The 21,050-nt window shown below is 50.5% G+C and carries 14 protein-coding genes and 1 pseudogene; 3 read left to right on the forward strand and 12 right to left on the reverse strand.

The window, feature by feature from the left end; genetic code table 11:
* Nucleotides 1-108: 108 nt before the first annotated feature.
* From ACVX3G_RS13250 to ACVX3G_RS13270, 5 genes are all read right to left on the reverse strand, one after another.
* Nucleotides 109-339, reverse strand: coding sequence for a hypothetical protein (locus ACVX3G_RS13250; protein ID WP_011230920.1), 231 nt, complete (start codon nt 337-339; stop codon nt 109-111).
* 79 nt (nt 340-418) lie between these two features.
* A complete protein-coding gene (gene hydA, locus ACVX3G_RS13255) occupies nt 419-1,834 on the reverse strand; it encodes a dihydropyrimidinase (RefSeq protein ID WP_011230919.1) in 1,416 nt (471 codons plus the stop codon).
* Between the two features lie 18 nt (nt 1,835-1,852).
* On the reverse strand, nt 1,853-3,142 hold the full coding sequence (gene preA / locus ACVX3G_RS13260; RefSeq protein WP_011230918.1) for an NAD-dependent dihydropyrimidine dehydrogenase subunit PreA: 1,290 nt from the start codon (nt 3,140-3,142) through the stop codon (nt 1,853-1,855).
* Between the two features lie 19 nt (nt 3,143-3,161).
* A complete protein-coding gene (locus tag ACVX3G_RS13265) occupies nt 3,162-4,511 on the reverse strand; it encodes an NAD(P)-dependent oxidoreductase (RefSeq protein ID WP_011230917.1) in 1,350 nt (449 codons plus the stop codon).
* Nucleotides 4,512-4,585: 74 nt separating this feature from the next.
* The gene (locus ACVX3G_RS13270; protein ID WP_011230916.1) at nt 4,586-5,476 is read right to left on the reverse strand and encodes a nitrilase-related carbon-nitrogen hydrolase; all 891 of its coding nucleotides are present in this window, start codon (nt 5,474-5,476) and stop codon (nt 4,586-4,588) included.
* A 346-nt stretch (nt 5,477-5,822) separates the two neighbouring features.
* On the opposite strand from ACVX3G_RS13270, the gene ACVX3G_RS13275 reads away from it, so the two are divergent.
* On the forward strand, nt 5,823-7,331 hold the full coding sequence (locus ACVX3G_RS13275) for an NCS1 family nucleobase:cation symporter-1 (protein WP_011230915.1): 1,509 nt from the start codon (nt 5,823-5,825) through the stop codon (nt 7,329-7,331).
* Between the two features lie 264 nt (nt 7,332-7,595).
* Nucleotides 7,596-7,907: a hypothetical protein gene (locus tag ACVX3G_RS13280; protein WP_011230913.1), complete on the forward strand. Its 312-nt coding sequence runs from the start codon at nt 7,596-7,598 to the stop codon at nt 7,905-7,907.
* A gap of 102 nt (nt 7,908-8,009) precedes the next feature.
* Here ACVX3G_RS13280 and ACVX3G_RS13285 read toward each other — a convergent pair whose 3' ends face one another.
* Nucleotides 8,010-9,446 (reverse strand): site-specific DNA-methyltransferase, encoded by a 1,437-nt coding sequence (locus tag ACVX3G_RS13285; RefSeq protein ID WP_011230912.1) that lies wholly within the window; start codon nt 9,444-9,446, stop codon nt 8,010-8,012.
* A 266-nt stretch (nt 9,447-9,712) separates the two neighbouring features.
* Complete coding sequence (locus ACVX3G_RS13290; RefSeq protein ID WP_479454551.1) at nt 9,713-13,480, reverse strand: bifunctional RecB family nuclease/DEAD/DEAH box helicase; 3,768 nt, start codon at nt 13,478-13,480, stop codon at nt 9,713-9,715.
* A gap of 171 nt (nt 13,481-13,651) precedes the next feature.
* Between ACVX3G_RS13290 and ACVX3G_RS13295 the strand changes: the two genes are divergently transcribed.
* Nucleotides 13,652-14,464, forward strand: coding sequence for a coiled-coil domain-containing protein (locus ACVX3G_RS13295; RefSeq protein ID WP_110107774.1), 813 nt, complete (start codon nt 13,652-13,654; stop codon nt 14,462-14,464).
* A gap of 71 nt (nt 14,465-14,535) precedes the next feature.
* Here ACVX3G_RS13295 and ACVX3G_RS13300 read toward each other — a convergent pair.
* From ACVX3G_RS13300 to ACVX3G_RS13320, 5 genes and pseudogenes are all read right to left on the reverse strand, one after another.
* A pseudogene (locus ACVX3G_RS13300) lies at nt 14,536-14,802 on the reverse strand (sigma 54-interacting transcriptional regulator); the annotation flags it as partial.
* A 46-nt stretch (nt 14,803-14,848) separates the two neighbouring features.
* A complete protein-coding gene (locus ACVX3G_RS13305; protein ID WP_011230908.1) occupies nt 14,849-15,430 on the reverse strand; it encodes a Uma2 family endonuclease in 582 nt (193 codons plus the stop codon).
* Between the two features lie 133 nt (nt 15,431-15,563).
* Nucleotides 15,564-17,030: an alpha-ketoglutaric semialdehyde dehydrogenase GucD gene (gene gucD, locus ACVX3G_RS13310; protein ID WP_033845447.1), complete on the reverse strand. Its 1,467-nt coding sequence runs from the start codon at nt 17,028-17,030 to the stop codon at nt 15,564-15,566.
* 357 nt (nt 17,031-17,387) lie between these two features.
* Nucleotides 17,388-19,109, reverse strand: coding sequence for an assimilatory sulfite reductase (NADPH) hemoprotein subunit (gene cysI / locus ACVX3G_RS13315; protein WP_020278761.1), 1,722 nt, complete (start codon nt 19,107-19,109; stop codon nt 17,388-17,390).
* Nucleotides 19,110-19,135: 26 nt separating this feature from the next.
* Nucleotides 19,136-20,965 carry an assimilatory sulfite reductase (NADPH) flavoprotein subunit gene (locus ACVX3G_RS13320; protein ID WP_033845449.1) on the reverse strand — a complete coding sequence of 610 codons (1,830 nt, stop codon included), beginning with the start codon at nt 20,963-20,965 and terminating at the stop codon, nt 19,136-19,138.
* Nucleotides 20,966-21,050: the final 85 nt, after the last annotated feature.

A 21,050-nucleotide genomic window follows, 5' to 3' on the forward strand; every position in this document is an offset into this window, starting at 1 on the left:
CGCGCTCTGTTTCATGAAAATCAAAGCGCCGGCCCTGCCTCTATAATGATTGAGGATATATAGAGGAACTCGTTCCGGCGCTTATCGCGATGTGCATCGCTCTTCTCTCTATTCGTGGTGTTTTCTGAGCTGGCGGATTAATAATGACGAAAAATATTTGCGTGCATCAGCGTTTGTAATATGCAGTGTTTGGATATCTCTTGTTTCTGACAAAGAGTCTTCTTTCTCAAATTCAACAAACGATCCGCTTAAATTTTCTTTTACGCTTTTCATATAGTATCCTTGTTCAATTAAGTAATCGATCTTTTCTCGCTCACGTAGAAACTGATGGTAAGTCATCACACACCCCCCGCTTCTCGTCGTGACCCGCATCCTTACCGCCAGGCACAGCTTGTTGGTGTTCAATGATTTATTTACGTTAGGACATTTTCACCACATCTTGGTCGGCCATTAGCGCCCCATATTTCGCGCGTTTAACATATTGGCCGTACCCCGGTTTCCCGACAAATTGTTTATCACGTACCACAAATTCTCCTCTACATAAAACCGACACAGGTTCCCCTGTTACTTTCATCCCTTCAAACGGATTATAATCCACAGCCATATGGTGTGTTTCGGCTGAAATCACCCGTTCAACCGTTGGATCAAAAATGACTAAATCCGCATCCGCACCGACGGCAATGGTTCCTTTCTTCGGGAATAGACCAAACAATTTGGCGATTCTTGTTGATACAATATCAACAAACTGGTTGAGGGTAATTCTCCCTTTTTTCACTCCTTCACTGAAAAGAATACTCACCCGATCCTCAATAATAGGACCACCATTTGGGATTTTGGTAAAATCTCCCCTTCCTAATTCTTTTTGGCCTTTAAAATCAAATGAGCATTGGTCAGATCCGAGCGTTTGCAGCTGGCCGTTTTTCAAGGCATTCCATAGCACTTCTTGATGCCATTTCTCACGAAGCGGCGGTGACCATACATATTTAGCACCTTCAAAATTCGGCTTTTCTAAATAGGACTGATCGAGCACCAGATACTGGGGACAAGTTTCGCCCCATACATTCAACCCCTTATTGCGCGCTTCAGCAATTTTCTCTACCGCTTGAGCACACGATACATGAACGACGTACAATTGCGAACCAGCGAGTTCTGTCAATTGACAGGCGCGCCCCGTCGCTTCTCCTTCTAGCTCTGGAGGTCTCGTTAATGCATGATAAATCGGATCAGTATGCCCGTCCTCCAAGGCTTTTTTCGTTAAATAGTCAATCACGTCTCCATTCTCGGCATGCACCATGACAAGCGCTCCGAGTTCTTTTGCCGCGACTAGCGTCCGATACAAGGTTCCATCATCAGCTTGAAACACATCTTTATACGCCATAAATACTTTAAAGGAGGTAATTCCTTCTTCTTCGATCACTTTTGGAAGCTCTTCAAGCACATCGTCCGTTATTTCACTGATCATCAAATGGAACCCGTAATCGATCACCGCTTTCCCCGTCGCTTTGTTATGCCAAGTTTCAATCGCTTTTTTCAGGGGCTCACCTTTATTCGTTAAGCAAAAATCAATAATGGTCGTCGTCCCGCCAAATGCGGCGGCAATCGTCCCCGACTCAAAGTCGTCTTTTGTCACAGTGCCGCCAAACGGCATATCTAAATGGGTGTGCGGATCAATGCCTCCTGGAAACACATAACAACCTGTGGCATCAATCACTTCCGCTCCGCTCTCATCTAAATTTCTCCCGATTACTGCAATTTTCCCATCTTGAATGAGGAGATCGGCTTCATATATATCTGTAGCGGTGACAATTGTTCCATTTTTTATCAATTTTGTCATCATGATACCCTCCTTCATTTATAATGATTTGATATCCACACTGCAACCGCTTAGCCGGCCAAGGGCCACTTGCCGTTCATTCCATGTCATCGGGGGATGTTCGCTTGGCACTTCGACCATCTCAATCGCTCCGTCAACCGGACAGACGATGGAACATAAATTGCATCCTACACAATCTTCTTCGCGCACTTTTAAATATTCTTTTCCGTTTTCGTCTACGAGACGCTCAATGCATTGATGGGAAGCATCTTCACAAGAAATGTAGCACTTATTGCACTGAATACAGCGCTCACGATGAATTCGCGCCACAACCTTATAATTGAGGTCCAAATCTCCCCAATCAGAATACTTTGACACTGATTTCCCTACAATATCCATTACGGAAGCAATTCCTTTTTCATCAAGATAGTGATTCAACCCTTCAATCATATCCTCGATAATCCGAAACCCATGGTGCATAACCGCCGTGCACACTTGAACTCCTGTCGCTCCCATTAACATAAACTCAACGGCATCTCTCCAATTGGAGATCCCGCCAATTCCCGAAATCGGAATGCGGATACGCGGGTGTCGCGCGCATTCGGCCACCATATTTAAAGCAATGGGTTTTACTGCTGGACCGCAGTATCCCCCGTGCGCCCCCTTTCCTGCTACATGTGGAATCGTATTCCACGTATCTAAGTCCACCCCCATGAGACTATTGATTGTGTTGATCAAACTGATGGCATCTGCCCCGCCTTGGGCAGCCGCTTCAGCGGTCGCCGTAATATCGGTAATATTAGGAGTTAATTTAACAATGACAGGGGTGCGTGCCACCTCTTTGACCCAATATGTTTGTCGTTCGACCAATTCTGGCACTTGACCTGATGCCGATCCCATCCCCCGTTCCGCCATTCCATGCGGACAGCCAAAATTGAGTTCCAACCCATCCACGCCCACATCTTCTACTCGCTTCACAATCTCATGCCATTTTTCGCGCTTGGGCTCGACCATCAAAGAAGCAACGACAGCCCGGTCAGGAAAACGTTTTTTCGTCTCATAAATTTCCTTTAAATTTTCCTCAAGAGGACGATCCGTGATTAATTCAATATTGTTAAAGCCCATGACTCGCTGTCCGTTAAAACTGATTGCCGCAAATCGGGACGATACATTCAAAATAGGTTCCCCTAATGTTTTCCATACCGCTCCTCCCCAACCCGCCTCAAATGCCCTTTGCACTTGATACCCCGAATTGGTGGGAGGGGCGGAAGCGAGCCAAAATGGATTGGGGGACTTGATTCCCGCTAAGTTAATGCTTAAATCAGCCATTGCCGTTCCCTCCTCTCATTTAGGCCGTTTCGCTTACTGCCTTTGTCAAATATCGATGAATCCCGTAAGCTGCTTCCTTCCCTTGCTGCGCTGCCACCACCACCATCGCTTCGCCTTTTCCTCTTTCAAAAATCACATCCCCACAAGCAAACACCTTCGGATTCGACGTTTGATAAGTTTCAGGATTCACCTTGACTACGCCATGATCATGCTCTAATCCAAAAGCTTCAATCAATTCGATATGGCGCTCTTGCCCAATGGCTTTAATGACAACATCAACCGGCATAATAAATTCCGATCCCTCAACCGGAAGAGGGCGGCGGCGGCCATCAGCGTCTGGTTCTCCCAATTCCATCCGAACGCATTCAACATGAGTAACCTTGCCCTTACTGTCGCCAATAATCCTTTTGGGTGCTGTTAGCCAGCGAAATTCGACACCATCCTGTTTGGCAAACTCATACTCAAATTCATAAGCTGTCATTTCTTCTTTCGTCCGGCGATATAAAATTTTTACATTTTCCGCTCCTAGACGCACCGAACAGGTAGCTGCATCAATCGCGGTATTTCCCGCACCTATCACAACTACCCTTTTCCCCACCAGCCGATCAGTCAACGGTTTTGTTTTCGTCTCTTTAATCAACTCAATGGCATCATATACTCCGTCCAAATCTTCTCCCGGGATTCCTAACTTTGGCACTTTCCCCATGCCAACAGCTAAAACAACAGCATCATAATTTTCTAGGAGCTCGTTTACTTCAATATCCTTACCAACCCTTGTATTCGTGCGGATTTGCACGCCTAAGCTTTTGATTTGATTGACTTCCCACAACGAGATATTTTGAGGGAGGCGGAAAGAAACAATGCCATACGTGTTTAGCCCGCCTGCTTGGTTCTCCGCTTCAAAAATGGTCACTTCATACCCAAGACGAGCTAGTTCTCTGGCCGATGATAATCCAGCAGGGCCGCCGCCGACAACCGCCACTGTTTTTCCATTTTTTCGTCCCGCTTGGAATAATACTTCTTTATTTCGGATCGCCCAATCGGTCGCATATCGCTGCAATTTTCCAATCATAATGGGTTTTGTAGAATGATTTAAAACACAAGCCCCTTCACATAATTCCTCTGTCGGACACACTCTTGCACAACTGGCGCCAACCGGGTTTGACAACATAATGGTTTTCGCTGACCCTTTTACATTCCCAGAAGCAATTTTTTTGATAAAAGCGGGGATATCAATCCCTGTCGGACAAGCTCGAATACAAGGAGCGTCATAACAGTACAAACATCGATTCGCTTCTTCCATTGCTTCTCGATCTGTCAAGCCAGGCTCTACTTCTTCAAAGTTCTTTTCCAAACGTGATTGCTCCATCTCCATCCCCCTCCACGCGTCATTTTTAAAGAAAGGGAATAGAGTCATTCCCTCCTCCCCTTTCTCGCTGCTTTCTATGGAAGTAAAGCCGTCATTTCACTATAGGTTTCCGGACGACGATCACGGTAAAATTGCCAAATATCGCGCACTTCCCGAATCATCTTCTTATTCATAACGCCAATCACCACTTCATCTTGATCACGGCTGCCCATGGCCACAAAGTTCCCTCTAGGATCAACCAAGTAAGACTGCCCGTAAAACTCTCCCATGTTCCACGGTGCTTCATATCCAACCCGATTGATGGCAGCCACGTAATAGCCATTGGCAACGGCATGAGCCGGTTGTTCCAGTTTCCATAAATATTCGGAGAGACCTGCTACCGTAGCGGATGGATTGAACACAATTTCAGCGCCTTTTAGTCCTAAAATTCGCGCTCCCTCTGGGAAATGACGGTCATAACAAATATAAACGCCGATCTTGGCAAATGCGGTATCAAATACCGAATAGCCTAAATTTCCAGGCTTAAAATAAAATTTTTCCCAAAATCCACAGCCCTCGTTTCCTACCCCGACATGCGGAATATGCTGTTTGCGATACTTTCCTAAGTAGGTTCCATCGGCATCAATGACAGCTGCCGTATTATAGTAAGTAGCAATTCCTTCCCTTTCATAAATCGGTAGAACGATCACTACCCCCAGCTGTTTTGCTATTTCCTGAAACATTTTGGTCGTCGGACCATTTGGAATTTCTTCCGCCGCCTCATACCATTTTGTATTTTGCTCGGCGCAGAAATACGGGCCATAGAAAATCTCTTGCAAACAGATGATTTGTGCTCCCCGATCTTTTGCCTCCTTGACAAGCTTGACGTGCTTTTCAATCGCCTTTTCCTTATGAACCTCGACCGGCTCGTCCCCATGCACATTATGAGAAGCTTGGATCAAACCAATGGTCACTTGATCAGCCATGCTCCAATCACTCCTTCTTCATTTTATCTAGTTTCACAATTAGGCTGAACTTTAAGAATATTCTACATAGTAAATCACCAGCTTTTCATTATACACTTTGTTAAATAATAGAAAACATTGATTGTTCACTATGTAAATTTCAGCGAAATAAATATACAGCTAGACGAAGTTGCTCCCTAGGATTGAGAACATCAAAATGTGAGGAATAGTTACACATTTTACATAATGAATAGATTTCTCTTTTTCTTATTTGACAAATCGTATAATGAAAAATTTACATAGTATAGATAGAATTTTCTTAAATTTCTCTTTTATACACTGGATTTTTAAAAAAAGGGGGATATGAATGAAAACACAAATTGAACACAATGGGATTGTGGTCTTGACGGAGGAAGCCGCACAAGAAGTCAGTGGAAGTCCTTTATGGAATGATGACTTGCGTCCGACAACAAGGCAAGAACATTCATGGAAAGGAATCAATTTTGCTACATTGTGGATTGGAATGTGTTTATGCATTCCTTCATACACCATGGCCAGCGGCATGATTGCTTTAGGAATGAACTGGTGGCAAGCTGTTGGTACCATTTTTCTGGGGAACGTGATCGTCCTTATTCCGATTTTATTAAACTCTCATGCAGGAACAAAATTCGGGATTCCTTATCCTGTGTTTGCCCGGCTTTGGTTTGGAGATAAAGGCGCCCATATTCCCACTTTAGCCCGGGCCCTTGTAGCAGCCGGATGGTTTGGAATCAATACGTGGATCGGAACAAAAGCCATTGACACATTACTCATGGCATCATTCTCTTCGTGGGGAAATTTACCGGGACATACAGCCATTGTATTTGCATTATTTTGGATCTTAAATATCAGCGTTGCTTATAGAGGCCCAGAAGGCATCAAAAAGCTAAGCGCAGTGGCTGCACCTGTTGTCGGGATTTCTTCCATCATTTTGCTCATTTGGGCATTTACGAACGCCGGAGGATGGGGACCGATTTTAGAGACTCCTTCTAAGTTCGAAACAACCGGTGAATTTTTGAAAGTCTTTTTCCCTTCTTTAACTGGCGTCATCGGCTTTTGGGCCACATTGGCATTAAACATCCCTGATTTTTGCCGATACGCACAGAGTCAGAAATCACAAATGGTCGCCCAAAGTTTATCCTTGCCTATTACAATGACTGTTTTTTCATTTATCGGAATTGCCGTAACCTCAGCAACCATTGTGATTTTTGGTCAAGCCATTTGGGATCCCGTGCAGCTGTTAGCTAAATTTCCCCCATTTGTCATTCTATTAGGGACTATTATTATTGTCATCTCTTCTGTAACTATTAATGTGGGTGCCAACGTGGTTGCCCCTGCCCGAGCGATCGAAAATTTATATCCGAAGCGAATTACATTTGGAATTGGCGCGATTATCACAGGACTATTCGCTATTTTATTGCAGCCATGGTATATTATGTCCAACTTTGGGAATTATATATTCGGCTGGCTTGGCACATACGCCGCTTTGCTTGGACCCATTGACGGCATTGCTATTGCGGACTATTGGCTCGTTCGCCGAAGACAGTTGCACCTAAAGGAACTGTACAAACCGAATGGCCGTTACAATTATGCAAATGGGTTCAACAAAAACGGAGTGTACGCACTGATTGTGGGAGTCGTTATTCCTGTACTTGGTTTATTCATACCGCCACTTCGTTTTCTTTGGGACAACGCGTGGACATTTGGATTGTTCATTGCAATTGGTGTCTACACCTACTTAATGAAAAACGACCAAAGCGTATTAAAGGAAGGCGAGTATGAACAAATCACCCTTTTCGATTCAAAACATAACAGTCCGACAGAAATCGCAAAATAATGAATCATTTACACCTAAACAGCCTATCGATGACAGAAGGCAAGCAGTGTCACTGGTTAAACGTTGACATCGCCCTCCCACGAGGGCGCTTTCTTTTTGCAGGAAGCTGCTATTTTCCCTTATCAATCCTGCACCCAACCTTATCTACGCTTGGCATGCAAACATGACAACTTTTCGAACTTTCCACGGCATCTATTATATCGACAGCGACTACGTTATATACTGACATTGAGAATGATTTCACAAGTTAGGAGGACTTAAATAATGATTGTCCACGAACTGACGGACATCGAACATCTATTCACTGAACAATTGCAGGAAGGCTACTACGTGATTCGCGAAACATACCAAAACGTACTCGTTGAGCCGGAAGACGGCGACACCATCCGGCAAGTGGACGCCGGAACAGAAGAAGTCGTCACCATCGTATTTGATCCCGGCGACGAATACTCCCTCATTTGCCTTGACACCTACACTTTCGCCGACGGCATCCCGTCTTTAGCGGAGCTCAAAGAAACGATTGCCGCGGAGTACGACGTCTTTGTCGACCACCGCTGGGCTGCGCCGTCATTGTAAAAAGCGCCTGAAACAACGGACATCAGGGACTCGGAACATAGACGCAACGCCTGCTTTACCAAAGCGCTTTTCATCAGCCGAATCGAAAAGCAGCCCGTCCGCCTAGCGAGCGGGCTGCTTCGATTTCTTCTCGAGCCGAAATACACGAAAGCCGATATCAAGCTCTGTCTTCCCCGTTTCACGGACGATTTTCTCTCCCGCGCGGCGAATGCGCTCGCGGCCGATGTCGCAAATCGTTCGAAACCCCGCCCGATACGCCGCTGACGTTTCCGCAAGCGGCTCGGGAAGCTGCACCATGAGAAACGACCGCCGGCCGCCGTCTTCGGCGTTTTGCTGCATGACGGCATGGGCTGTTGTCGCCGAGCCGGAAAAAAAGTCGAGGATGAGGTCGTCATCTCTCGTTGTCAGCGCCACCATGCGCTGAATGAGCTTCACCGGCTTCGGGTAATCCATCACCGCCAGCCCGCCGAACAGCTCCTTCAGCTCCTTTTTCGCCTCCTGCGAATGGGACACCTCGTCATGCGTCCAAATCGTAAGCGGCGTCACCGTCGACTTCACTTCGCTTAAAAACCGCTTCAGGCGCGGCACCCCGTTTCCGTCTTTGCCAAACCAAATGCGGTTATCCGCCGCCAGCTCGGCGAAGCGCTCCTTCGTCACCCGCCAGCAATACCCATTCGGCGGGGAAACGACCCGACCGCTTGGCGTCACAATCTCATAAATCTTTTCCGGAATCGGCGGACCCACCGACAAATCGCCTGACGTCCATGGACCGCGTGGGTCATTGTCTGGGTTGGCATACCGCCCATCCGCTTCCGGATGGCGCGGCAAGCCGTACCAAGCCAGGCGATCGATGTTTTTCGCATAGCATAAAATGAAATCATGGTTGCGCGAGGCGAACTTGTTCATATTCACGGGCGAAAACGCCCGCTGCCAAATGAACGTGGCGACAAAATTCCGCTCGCCAAAAATTTCATCGCACATTTTTCTCAAATTCGCCTGCTCCGTATCATCAATGGAGATAAAGATGGCCCCCGTCTCGGCTAACAGCTCCCTCGCCACCCAAAGGCGCGGGTACATCATGTTGAGCCAGCCGGCATGGGCACGCGCTTCTTCCTGGATTCCGCTAGGAACAACGGCTTTCCCCTTGCGCCAATTGTCTTTGTACGTGAGCACTTTTCCTGTATTGTACGGCGGATCGATGTAAATCATTTGAATGGTTCCCGCATGCGACGTTCTCAGCAGCTTTAACGCCTCTAAATTGTCTCCTTCAATATACCAATTGTTCGTCGTCTCCCACTGTTTGCTCGCTGCCTGATCCGGCCGCAATACTCCGGACGCAGGCAGCTCAGCGAGCCGCCTCGCCTCCGCCTTCCCCGGCCACGTGAACTCATATGCTTCTTGCCGTTCGTGACCGCCAAACACTTTCTTCAGCAACTCCCAATCGATGCCCCCATCCACAACCGCTTCCGGAAAGAGCTTTTTGATCGCCTCAAGCCTTGCATCCGCTGCCGGTTTCCTTCTCCCGCCGACGTTTGCCATGGCACGCCCCCTCTCTTGTCGCGTATTCCTAGCACAGTGCTTCTTATCGACAAATCTTATTTCCATTATTTCTCCATGGCTCGGCGGTTTCCTCCCTTAATTTTCTTATCAACTATTCACCGTTCGTACATCAATCCCCATTCCGTCCCCAAAAAAATCGCCATGCCCCCTCTTCCGAACCGTGCGCGGCTGCGCTCAGCATGGAAACAAAACGAGCCAACAAATGGAGAAGGCGGCATGGCGGATGGCGACCGCTCATACGGTTTTCAAAGAGAGGAATGGTCCACCTTTTCAAGCTTAGAACAGCCGACCCGGTACATGTACAGTTTGACGCCGTCGATCATGAATGCCCGGGCTTCCCCACGCCGTGAAGCGTAGTGCTCGAGCCCGAGCATAAAATTCACTCCTTCACGGTATTCCTCGTTGCCGATCACCTGAAGCGACGGCGACATGAGTTGGCGCGAGAGGAAGAGGATCGTCTTTTTCCGCGCCCGTGTAAGCGAAACGTTGAGGCGGTTCAAACTGTAGATGAACTCCCCTTCCATCACAGCCAGTTCAGGGTCGGCGACGCCGTAGCTAATGATCGCCGCATCCGCCTCTTGCCCTTGCATTTTATCAACCGTATCGACGAAAAACGGCGGGCGCAATTCTTGGCGTTCAAGCTCACGGCGAATGGCGCGGATTTGCGCCCGATGTGGCGAGATGATAAACAGCCCGTGGCGCCAAAACGCTTGATCGCCATCCGGCGTGTCATCATACCGTTTTCCATCACCATCAAGGAGCCGTTCCCGAAGCACCCTCGTTATGTTGGCCACCCAGCGCGCTTCGGCCTCATTTTCTTGCGTGCCGTGCGCACCATCATAAACGCAAACAACAAGCGGATAATCGGGGTCGATCGCCGCTTCCACCCATTCATCGGCAGTTGGAGCGTCGACGAGCGCCAATGTTTGCTCGGCAATTTGGCGGTTGAACGCCGTATAGTCACGTCCATAAATCCGATCGGCCGGGTAGCGGCAAAGCGCCTCATTCATACGGAAATTGTCCGTCAATTGGCGGGTATACCGCTTCTCGACATCGGCGTCAAACAACAGGCGGAAAATCGAGTCGAACAAGTGCGGCTCCCCTTCGCCGGCCGCATACGTCCCTTGAATGATCGGCGGCAGCTGGAAATGGTCGCCGACAATGAGCAGCCTGCCTGCTTTTTTGACATGGCGTAACGCCAACAGTGAATCGGCCACGCGGATTTGCGACGCCTCATCAAGGACGACGACGTCAAACCCTTCTATATAGCCTTTTTCGTATGCCCTTTGAATGCCGTACAGCGTGGCGCCAAGCACCCGATGGCCGCCGCTGCCAAGCCATCCGAGAAGGTCACGGTCCGCCACCTCGGCGATTCCTTTGGCGTTTTCCGTCTGAATCTCGCCGAGTTTCGCGATATGGACGCTGCGCCGCGGCGCAAGCTCCTGAATTTTGCGCAGGCAGTTTTCAATCGCCGCGTGAGTGAAGCCGGAGATGAGAATGGCAAGCCTCCGCCCCTGATGTTCGTAAATCGCCATAAGCAACTGAAGAGCGGCGGCGATAAAGTGCGTTTTTCCGGTGCCAGGCGGCCCCCAGACGAGTGTCAACGTATGACGAAGAAATTGAAGAAACGCCTGGCGCTGGCTTTTCGTCAGCCCGCTTTGGCGGAGGAGCGCCTTCACCTCCTCTACATCCCAGTTGGGACGAAACGTTTTCCGATAGCGAATCGGATCGCGAATCAAGTCCAAGATGCGATGATTTTCCTGATCCAACTGTTGCAACGCCTGCAAGACGCGCCGGGTGGTAAAATCGGCATGCCGGATCGACAGCCGATACTCCTCTCCTTCCACAAGCGGGAACCGGTCGATCCATTTGGGCAACTCGAGCTCGAGTTCAGCTGTCTTGCCATCATCTTCGATGGCGCGAATGCGGGTAAAGTACAAATTGGCCCATTGGGGCGGCTTCCATTCGCTGGAATACTTATAATCTGGAAACGCCTGTTGCGCCTTTTCCCCTTCCTCATTGCACTCCGTCAAAATCCAGCTCGCCTTTTGATCGATCGCTTCAAGCGCCTGCCGGTTGTTCAATCGGAACCGATCGCCGCCAAGGTACGTGACATGAAGCGTCACTCCGTTCTCAAGCCGCTCCGAAAGCGGGAGCAGGCGGCTTCGGCGAATTTCCAAGTAGTTTAATAGCGCCTCGTAGCGCGCCATAAACGCCAGCTTGGACACAAGCGGATCACGGTAATCAGCCAGATCGGGAAAAGCAAATTTTTCCGGCCAGACAATAAGCGGCGAAGGATGGACGCTCTCAGCCCAGACGCGGATGCCTTGGATAATGCTGCTTGCGGCCCAAAGACGCCGGCTTAGCTCCTTCTCGACCGCTTTTCGTTTTTCCTCGTCCCCCGTTTGCCAGGCGTCGTGCAGCACATCCAGTTTCATGGCGTTTGTCAAACGAAATGAAAAACGCTCACTCGCCGAGTACAGAAACGGCGAATCATTGTAGGCCGCAATATATCGCGACAAGTCTTCAAGACGGTACGCGACATGCGCCGGCAAGGCGAACAGCTGGCTCACGGCCGTTGTCAGGACAACGACAGGAAGCGGAACCATTTCGCTTGGGTGGTCGCTGGCACTTGCTAATGAGCTGCTATGAAAATAAGACAGCAACCGAACGGCTTTTTCTTGATATTCTGGATCGAACAAAAGCTCTTGAAGCAACTGTTGCACATTGTCCCATTCATAGTTGTCGACGACATACGCCTGCACGGACTTTTGCGCCCGCCACTCTCGCTCTCGGTTGTAATCGTGCACCGTATGAAGCAGGCGGTCCAGCGCATCGGCCAGCTTTCGGCCAACCTCGTCGCATTCCTCAAACGAACCGGCGATAACATGATGCATTTCCGATCCCGTTCCAAACACGTCTGTTCCACCAACACGGTACAGCGATGCCGCCGCGATCTTGCCCGTCAACGGGTCGCGTTGCGCGGTGAGAATAAGACGGATGTCTTCCCATATCGGCATATGCGTCACCGCACGGTCATACGGAACGACTTTTTCTTGCGTGATGGCCTCAAGCTGCGCTTCAAGCCGCCGAAGTTGGCGCGCCAGCCCGGCGTTTTGTTTCAGCACATGCCTGTTTTCTTGACGTTCAAGAAATTGGCGAAACTCACCGATCGTCTCAGGCAGCTGCCGCTCACGGATGAAGCGGGACGTGTAGTTCGATAAGTACGGAACGAGGGAAATGTGCTTCTGTTGCCGTGCTTTGTCGAAACAATAGTCATAAAACGGACACCATTCACACCGGTAATCTAAGTGCCAAAACAGCTCATCGGGTTGCTTCTCGGCCAGCGCCGTCAGTTCGCCAGCCAAAAACTGTTCGAGATACGGGAGCAACTGGCTGATATCCGCTGCTTGCGGCTGCTCGGTTTTGTACGTCCATACCCCCGCTTCGCGCCAATCCACATTGCCCCTAATGCCGTGCTCCTCTAAAACGGAAGACAAAATCAAGGCGTACAACGCCGTTTGCACGCGGTGGGAAAGCTTCAACACGTCTGATGATTTGATGTCGATGATGCGAAACACAAAGCCGTTTTGTCCCGGTATGCACTCAATCAAATCCGGGCGGCACGCCGCAAAATGGATGTCGTCCCGATCCAACCCGTACCGTTCGTAAAAGCGCGGCGGCGCGATCAATGTCGGCTGATACAAATATCGCTTGCTCGGCCGCTTCAACTCGCGGATCGTTTCCTCGCCATCCAAATAGCAGTGGGAAATCGGCACGCCAGGCTCTCGCTCTCCCATCTTCACTTGGCCGGCCAAATGGGTCGTGATCACTTCCTCTTCCCACTCAACTCCTCGGCGCAGCACTCCCTCATGAACCGCGGGCCGCTCAAACAGCTCTTCCGGCACATCGAGCTCGCCGCGCCGCTCTTTCGCCAACGACTGAAAATAAAAATTCCGCTCGCACTCATGATAAAAATAGCTTGCGATTTTGGCAGGAGAAACGTAAAGCATACATCGATCCCTTTCTAAAAACATACTAGCCGACATCCGCACTGGGACTTGTCAGTTTGTTTATTCATTGTATCATATGTTTGTACGCTTTCCTATATACACCATTCGTGCTTGTCCGACAAGAACATATGTGCTATAATGAAAGAAATTAGAATGAAAGAGGGGCCAACCATGAGCGAAGAGATCCTCTTGCAACTGTTCGACCGGCTCGGTCATATCGAAAACACGTTGCATCTCCTCGTCGAAAGCCACAAACGGCTGGAAGCGGAACAACAAGAAATGCGAAAAGAGCAGCAGGAGATCCGAAGAGAACAACAAGAAATACGGAAAGAGCAGCAGGAGATCCGAAGAGAACAACAAGAAATGCGAAAAGAACAGCAGGAGATCCGAAGAGAACAGCAAGAAATGCGGAAAGAGCAGCAGGAGATCCGAAGAGAACAACAAGAAATGCGAAAAGAACAGCAGGAGATCCGAAGAGAACAGCAAGAAATGCGAAAAGAACAGCAGGAGATCCGAAGAGAACAACAAGAAATGCGAAAAGAACAGCAGGAGATCCGAAGAGAACAGCAAGAAATGCGGAAAGAGCAGCAGGAGATCCGAAGAGAACAACAAGAAATGCGAAAAGAACAGGAAGAATTCCGACGGATCCAGCAAGCTCTCCTTGAAGGCCAAAAGCGGTTAGAAGAAGAACAAGCCCATATCAAAGCCGGCCAAAAAGAGCTGTATGATCTGATGTCTGCTCTTCTTCACCGCCAGGATGAAACCGACGCTGCACTCGACGCCCTCGCGATGGACGTGCATAAACTTCACGGCGAAGTCTCTTCCATCCACCAAAGACTCGACGCCTTAGAGAAAAAAGTCGATTCCCATGCCCAATCATTCACCGAACAGCTGAACAACATCAAGCTTGACATCACCTTCCTCTCGAACAAAGTCATCGAACACGAACGGGAAATCTACAAAATTAAGAATGTCATTTTATGACGATAAAGCAGGCGGGCCGCCTAAGCCCGCCTGTCCGTTATCTAAGCTCTTGTTCAACTTATTTAACCATTTCCCCCGTCCGCCAGTTCAAACAGCCCGATTTTTCCTCCTTTTTTCGCATGTGTAAACGATCCCTCCACATAGCCGAACAATTCGCTTTCCAGCAAAGCGTCAGGAATGGCCGCACAGTTTACAGGAACGAATGGGCGGTCAGCCCGCGGGCTTTCCTGATGAATCGCCTAGGCGAACAGCTCCTTGCCGGTTCCGCTTTCCCCCATAATGAACACTGGCAAGTCCGACTCTGCTGCCCGTTTCGCGATACGGATCATTTCTTTGAGTCGGCCGTTATGCTTGTTGTTATTTTGTATGTGCCTGTGCCGCTCTTTACGACGACAAAAACGCAAAAATCTCCTTCACGGAAAAACGCACCTCGGGAAACATGGTCGATGCAGCCGCCCCGTTGGCTGCATCGTACACGTCTTCTAGCTGAAACGTCCCCGATTGCCAAACATATTTTTCCATCACCTGGTGCTGATAATCGACAAGCCAGTACTCGCGGACTCCTGCTTTCTCATAATAATGACGCTTAAGCAGCCGATCGTTGCGGGCCGTGCTTGGCGACAACACTTCCACCACCAGGTCGGGAGCGCCGTAACACCGCCCTTGGCGCAGTTTCGTTCGATCGCAAATAATGGATAGGTCAGGCAACACCGTTACATTTTTCGTTCCTTTTTGTTCATCTTCAAACAAAAGAACGACTTGGAGATTGCTGCCGAACACAAGGCAAGGACTTCCTTTTAACGCCATGCGAAACTCGGCAATCAAATTGGCGACCACCCCTTCATGCTCATAAGGAGCTGGGGACATCAACACAATCGTTCCTTCGTACAGCTCCATCCGCTCGTCTCCAGCTAAAGAAAAGAACTCGCCGAGCGTATACCGGCGTTGCTCGCCTGATTGGCTCATGCCGCTCTCCCTCCCGCACATGCTATTTCCTCTATATGTAAGCAAACCGTTTGCTCGCCGACAATCGCCTTTGCCAATTCCCTCACGCTAAAAAAGCGCCCTGCCCAAACGGCAGCGCACTTTCCTCAACTTCTTATCCTTTTACAAACACCGTTTTAATCGCCGTGAAAAACTCGATGGCCGCCCGTCCTTGTTCCCGCGAGTGGGAGCTGGACTGCTTCATCCCGCCAAACGGCGCTTGCAGTTCGACGCCGGCGCTTTCTTCATTAATCCGGACGAGTCCGGCCTCGATGTCTTGGATGAACGCGAGCATCTTGCCGATATTTTGCGTGAAAATCGAGGCGCTAAGGCCAAACGGTGTGTCATTGGCTAAGGTTAACGCTTCTTCAAACGTGTCCACTTTAATTAAGGCGAGCACCGGCCCGAAAATTTCCTCGCGAGCGATCGTCATGTTCGGGGATACGTTCTCAAACACCGTCGGCTCTATATAAAACCCGTTTCCGAGCTCTCCATCGACCAAGCGGCGGCCGCCGCAAAGCAATGTCGCCCCTTCTTCGATCCCTTTTTCGATATAAGAAAGAATCGTCTCCAACTGCTTCCGGCTGGCGCACGGGCCCATCCAGACGCCTTCTTTCAGTCCGTCGCCAATTTTCAACTGTTTAATCTTCGCTAATAATTGTTCTTTAAACGATTCATAGATGGAACTCTGAACGAAGACACGGCTTGTCGCCGTACATTTTTGCCCCGTCGAACGCAGTCCTCCGCTAATCGTCGCTTCGACGGCGCGATCAAGGTCAGCGTCCTCGAGCACGATCACCGGATTCTTTCCGCCCATTTCCAGCTGGTATTTCGCCCCTCGGGCCACCGCTTTTTGGGCGATCGTTTTGCCGACTTCATTGGAGCCGGTGAAGGTGATGCCGTGAATATGGGGGTGTTCGGCGATCGCATTGCCGATGACCGATCCTTTGCCCGTCACCAAATTCACAACGCCGGCCGGCAGCCCCGCTTGATCAAAGCACTCCACGATTTTCGCGGCGGTGACAGCTGTTTCTTGCGCCGGCTTAAACACAACGGTGTTTCCATAGACGATGGCGGGTGCGATTTTCCAAATCGGAATCGCGACTGGAAAGTTCCACGGCGTGATGACCCCAACCACGCCAAGAGGCACGCGCGTGGTAAACATCAACGCTTCGCCGTCCATGGATGGAATGACCTCGCCGATGGACCGCATCCCCTCCCCAGCATAGTAGCGCAAAATATTGACTCCCCGCTGCACTTCCCCTTTTGCTTCCGGGAGCGTTTTTCCCATTTCTCTTGTCATCGTTTCGGCGATCTCGTCAAGCCGTTTCTCAAGAACGTCAGCCGCGCGGAACAAATACTCTCCGCGTTTCGGGCCGGACAGCTTCCGCCATGCCGCCTGCGCCCTTCGCGCCGCCTCCACCGCGGCGTTCACATCTTCCGCGCCGGACTCTTGAACGTAGCCGACGATATCATCGATGTTGGCTGGGTTAAGGCTGGCTTCGATTTTTCCAGTGGAGGAATGAATCCATTCGCCATTGATGTAATTCAAGTATGTTTGTTTTTCTGTTCCCATCTTCATAATATCTTCTCCCCCTTTCCATTCACGTGATCGCTGCATACGATCTTGGAAAAAATGTTTGCCCCTGGTCATGATCTGAAAAATACAAGTTCATAACACTACTATAATATAGTTGAAATATTTTGTGAATTATATAAGTTGCAACTTTTTTACATAGCATTGTTCGCTCTTTTTGTCACCGTGCCAGCTTTTCAAGTGATAAAGATAGGACATGGAGATCGGAAATCCTTTATTACAACCTAATATAGATTGAATGCGGCTACAATGAACAAAACACCGAAGCCATTGCATGAAAGCAACAAAAAACCAACCTCCCCTAAACAAGGAGAGGCTGGTTTCCATTTCACCCTGACCACTTTAATCATGGAAATTCGTCCCATCCGTCACTTCTTTGACGATGCCGGCGCGGATGACGAAGTCGCCGAAGTGTTCACCGTCAAGCCGCTCTTTCGCATAGCGGGATAGGAGCATGCGCAGTTCGCGCAAAATTTCCTCCTCGCCGATGTTTTCGCGGTACAGTTTGCCTAAGCGCGTGCCGTTGAACGCGGCTCCAAGGTACATGTTGTATTTGCCGACCGCTTTGCCGACGAAGGCGATTTCCGCGAGCACGTGGCGGGCGCAGCCGTTCGGACAGCCCGTCATGCGGATCGTGATTTCTTCGTCGCGCAAACCGTTTTCATCGATAATTTCCTCGATTTTATCGAGCAGTTTCGGCAAGTACCGCTCCGCTTCCGCCATCGCCAAACCGCACGTCGGCAAGGCGACACAGGCGAGCGCGTTGCGGCGCAAGGCGGTGTACCGGCGGCCGTCGGTCAAGCCGTATTTGGCGATGAGCGCCTCGATTTCCGGCTTTTTCTCGCTCGTGACATTGGCGATGATCAAGTTTTGGTTTGGCGTCAACCGGAAATCGCCGGTATGGACTTTCGCGATTTCGCGCAGGCCGGTCATCAGCTTGTAATCGTCGTAGTCTTTGACGCGGCCGCCTTCGACAAAGAGCGTGAAATGCCATGTCCCATTGACGCCTTCGACCCAGCCGTAGCGGTCGCCGCTATGCTCGAAATGGTACGGGCGCGCTTCGCCGAGCCTCCAGCCGAGGCGGCGCTCAATTTCTTCTTTCACCGCTTCCAGCCCAAGCCGATCGATCGTGTATTTGAAGCGGGCGTGTTTGCGCGATGAGCGGTTGCCGTAGTCGCGCTGAACGGTCATAATTTTCTCCGCCACTTCCACGACTTGATCCGGCTTGCAGAAGCCGATCACTTTCGCCAGTTGCGGATACGTCGTTTTGTCCCCATGGGTCATCCCCATGCCGCCGCCGATGGCGACATTAAACCCGGCGAGCTTGCCGTCCTCGACAATGGCGATGAACCCAATGTCTTGCGAGAACACATCCACGTCGTTGGACGGCGGAACGGCGATGCCGATTTTAAACTTCCGCGGCAAATACGTCGGACCGTAAATCGGTTCTTCTTCACCGTCGACCGGCGGCGTGCCGGCGACTTTTTCATCATCAAGCCAAATTTCGTAATACGCCCTCGTCCGCGGCAGCAAATGGTCGCTGATCAGCTTCGCCCATTCATACACTTCCGCATGCACTTCCGACTGGTACGGGTTCGGGTTGCACATGACGTTTCGGTTGACGTCGCCACAGGCGGCGAGTGTCGTCATCAAGGCGCCATTGATGGCTTGCATCGTTTTTTTCACGTTCCATTTCAAGACGCCGTGCAGTTGGAACGCCTGGCGCGTCGTTAATTTTAACGTGCCGTTCGCGTATTTGCGGGCAAGTTCATCCATGACAAGCCACTGTTCGGGCGTCGCCACCCCGCCCGGCGTGCGCACGCGGATCATAAATTGATAGGCCGGTTCAAGCTTTTGTTTTTGCCGTTCGGTGCGCACGTCGCGGTCGTCTTGCAAGTAGCTGCCGTGAAACTTCATCAGCCGGTTGTCATCATCTGGGATGCCCGCGCTGAGCGGGTCTTCCATCGTTTCGGCAAGCGTGCCGCGCAAGTAACGGCTTTCCTGTTTAATGCGCTCGACATCGCTTGGCGGTCCGTCCGGCGCTTTTAACACGACTTTCGCCATTTCCGATTCCACTCCTTCTTTAGAGATTAATAGACGTCGCGTTGGTACCGTTTTTGCTTTTGCATTTCCGTCAAATACGCTTCCGCCTGTTCGCGGCTCATGCCGCCCTCTTTTTCGATAATCTCGATCAACGTCTGATGAACGTCGCGCGCCATGTGTTGCTTGTCGCCGCAAACGTAGACGACAGCACCTTCCTCAAGCCAACCGAACAGCTCTTTGCTTCGTTCAATCATCCGGTGCTGCACATACACTTTCTTCTCCGTATCGCGAGAGAAGGCGACATCCATTTTGGTCAGCACACCGCTTTTCAACCATGCGAGCCATTCGGTTTGATACAGGAAGTCGGTCATAAAGTGTTGGTCCCCGAAAAAGAGCCACGATTTTCCTTTCGCCCCGATGGCCTCGCGCTCTTGCATAAAGGCGCGGAACGGCGCCACTCCGGTGCCTGGACCGATCATAATGATCGGCGTGTCGGGATCCTTCGGCAACTTAAAGTTCGGGTTCGGCTGCACAAAGACCGGCAACGTATCGCCGATTTGGACGCGTTCGGCGCAGAACGTCGAGCACACCCCTTTGCGCAGGCGGCCGTGCGACTCATAACGGACCGCACCGATCGTCAAGTGCACTTCATCTGGATAGGCCGCTAAGCTGCTCGCGATCGAGTACAGGCGCGGCGGCATTTTCCGCAAGATGGAGATGAGTTGCTGCAAAGTGGCGTCCCATGGGCCGAAATCGCGGAGCGCATCCAACAAATCACGGCCTTTGGCGTATTCTTTCAATTTGGCTTCATTGCCGGGCGCCACAAGCGCTTGAAGCTCGCTGTTTTTCGACAGCGGCGCAAGCTTTTGCAACAGCGCTTTCGTCAGCACCGTAATTTCAAAATGTGAGGTGAGCGCTTCACGCAGCGACCGCACTTCCCCATCTTTGTCGATCGTCACCGTTTCTTCCGGGTTCCATTTCATTTCTTGGATGATGAGGTCGACAAGCTCGGGATCATTTTTCGGGAAAATGCCAAGCGCATCGCCCGGTTCGTACTTCAACCCCGATCCCTCGAGCGACAATTCCAAATGGCGCGTTTCCTTGTTCGATCCGCGGCCGTTTAAGTTGATGTTTTCAAGCACCTCGGCCGGGAACGGGTTTTTCCGCGAATAGACGACAGCTGGTTCCATTTTTGGCGCCGTGGCCGCAGCGGACAAAAGCGGCGTGGCCCCAACATGGGCATTCGCTTCTTTGCTTAACTCGCCAAGCACGCCATCAAGCCATTTCGCCGCCGCTTCTTCATAGTCGACATCGCAATCGAAGCGCGGATAAAACCGTGTTCCGCCCAGCTCCTCAAGACGTTTGTCGAAATCTTTCCCCGTCTGGCAAAAATGCTCGTACGACGTATCGCCGAGCGCCAAGACAGAGAAACGAAGATGGTTGAGCTTTGGCGCCCGTTTGCTGTGGAGAAATTCGTAAAACGATACCGCATTGTCCGGCGGATCGCCTTCCCCATGCGTGCTCACGACGATGAGCAGCGTCTCGACTTTCTTCAATTCATTCGGCTTAAAGTCAAGCATGGACGACACTTTCGCCTCGAATCCGCGCTCCTTAAGCGCCTTGCCGGCTTTTTCAGCCAACTTTTGCGCATTGCCGGTTTGCGAGCCGTACAATACCGTCACTTCTTTCGAAACCGGTTTGCTGCTTCCAGCAAACAGCGCCGGCGCTTCGGCATCCAAAACGGCGACCGCCGCCTCGGCAGCAGCCAAATACCCGCTCAGCCAAAGCTTTTGCGACGGCGTCAACGTCGGCAACAAACGATTCAAAAGCTCAATCTGCTCCTGGGTAAACGGACTGTTGGTTACTTGCAGCTGCAACGGTGTCCACCTCACAATATAAAATAAAATGGAACGATTGGCGCCGTTTCGGTCTCAACGACAGGACGAACGCCAAATTCCATTA

This window comes from Geobacillus sp. PLS 41 (genome assembly GCF_056494105.1).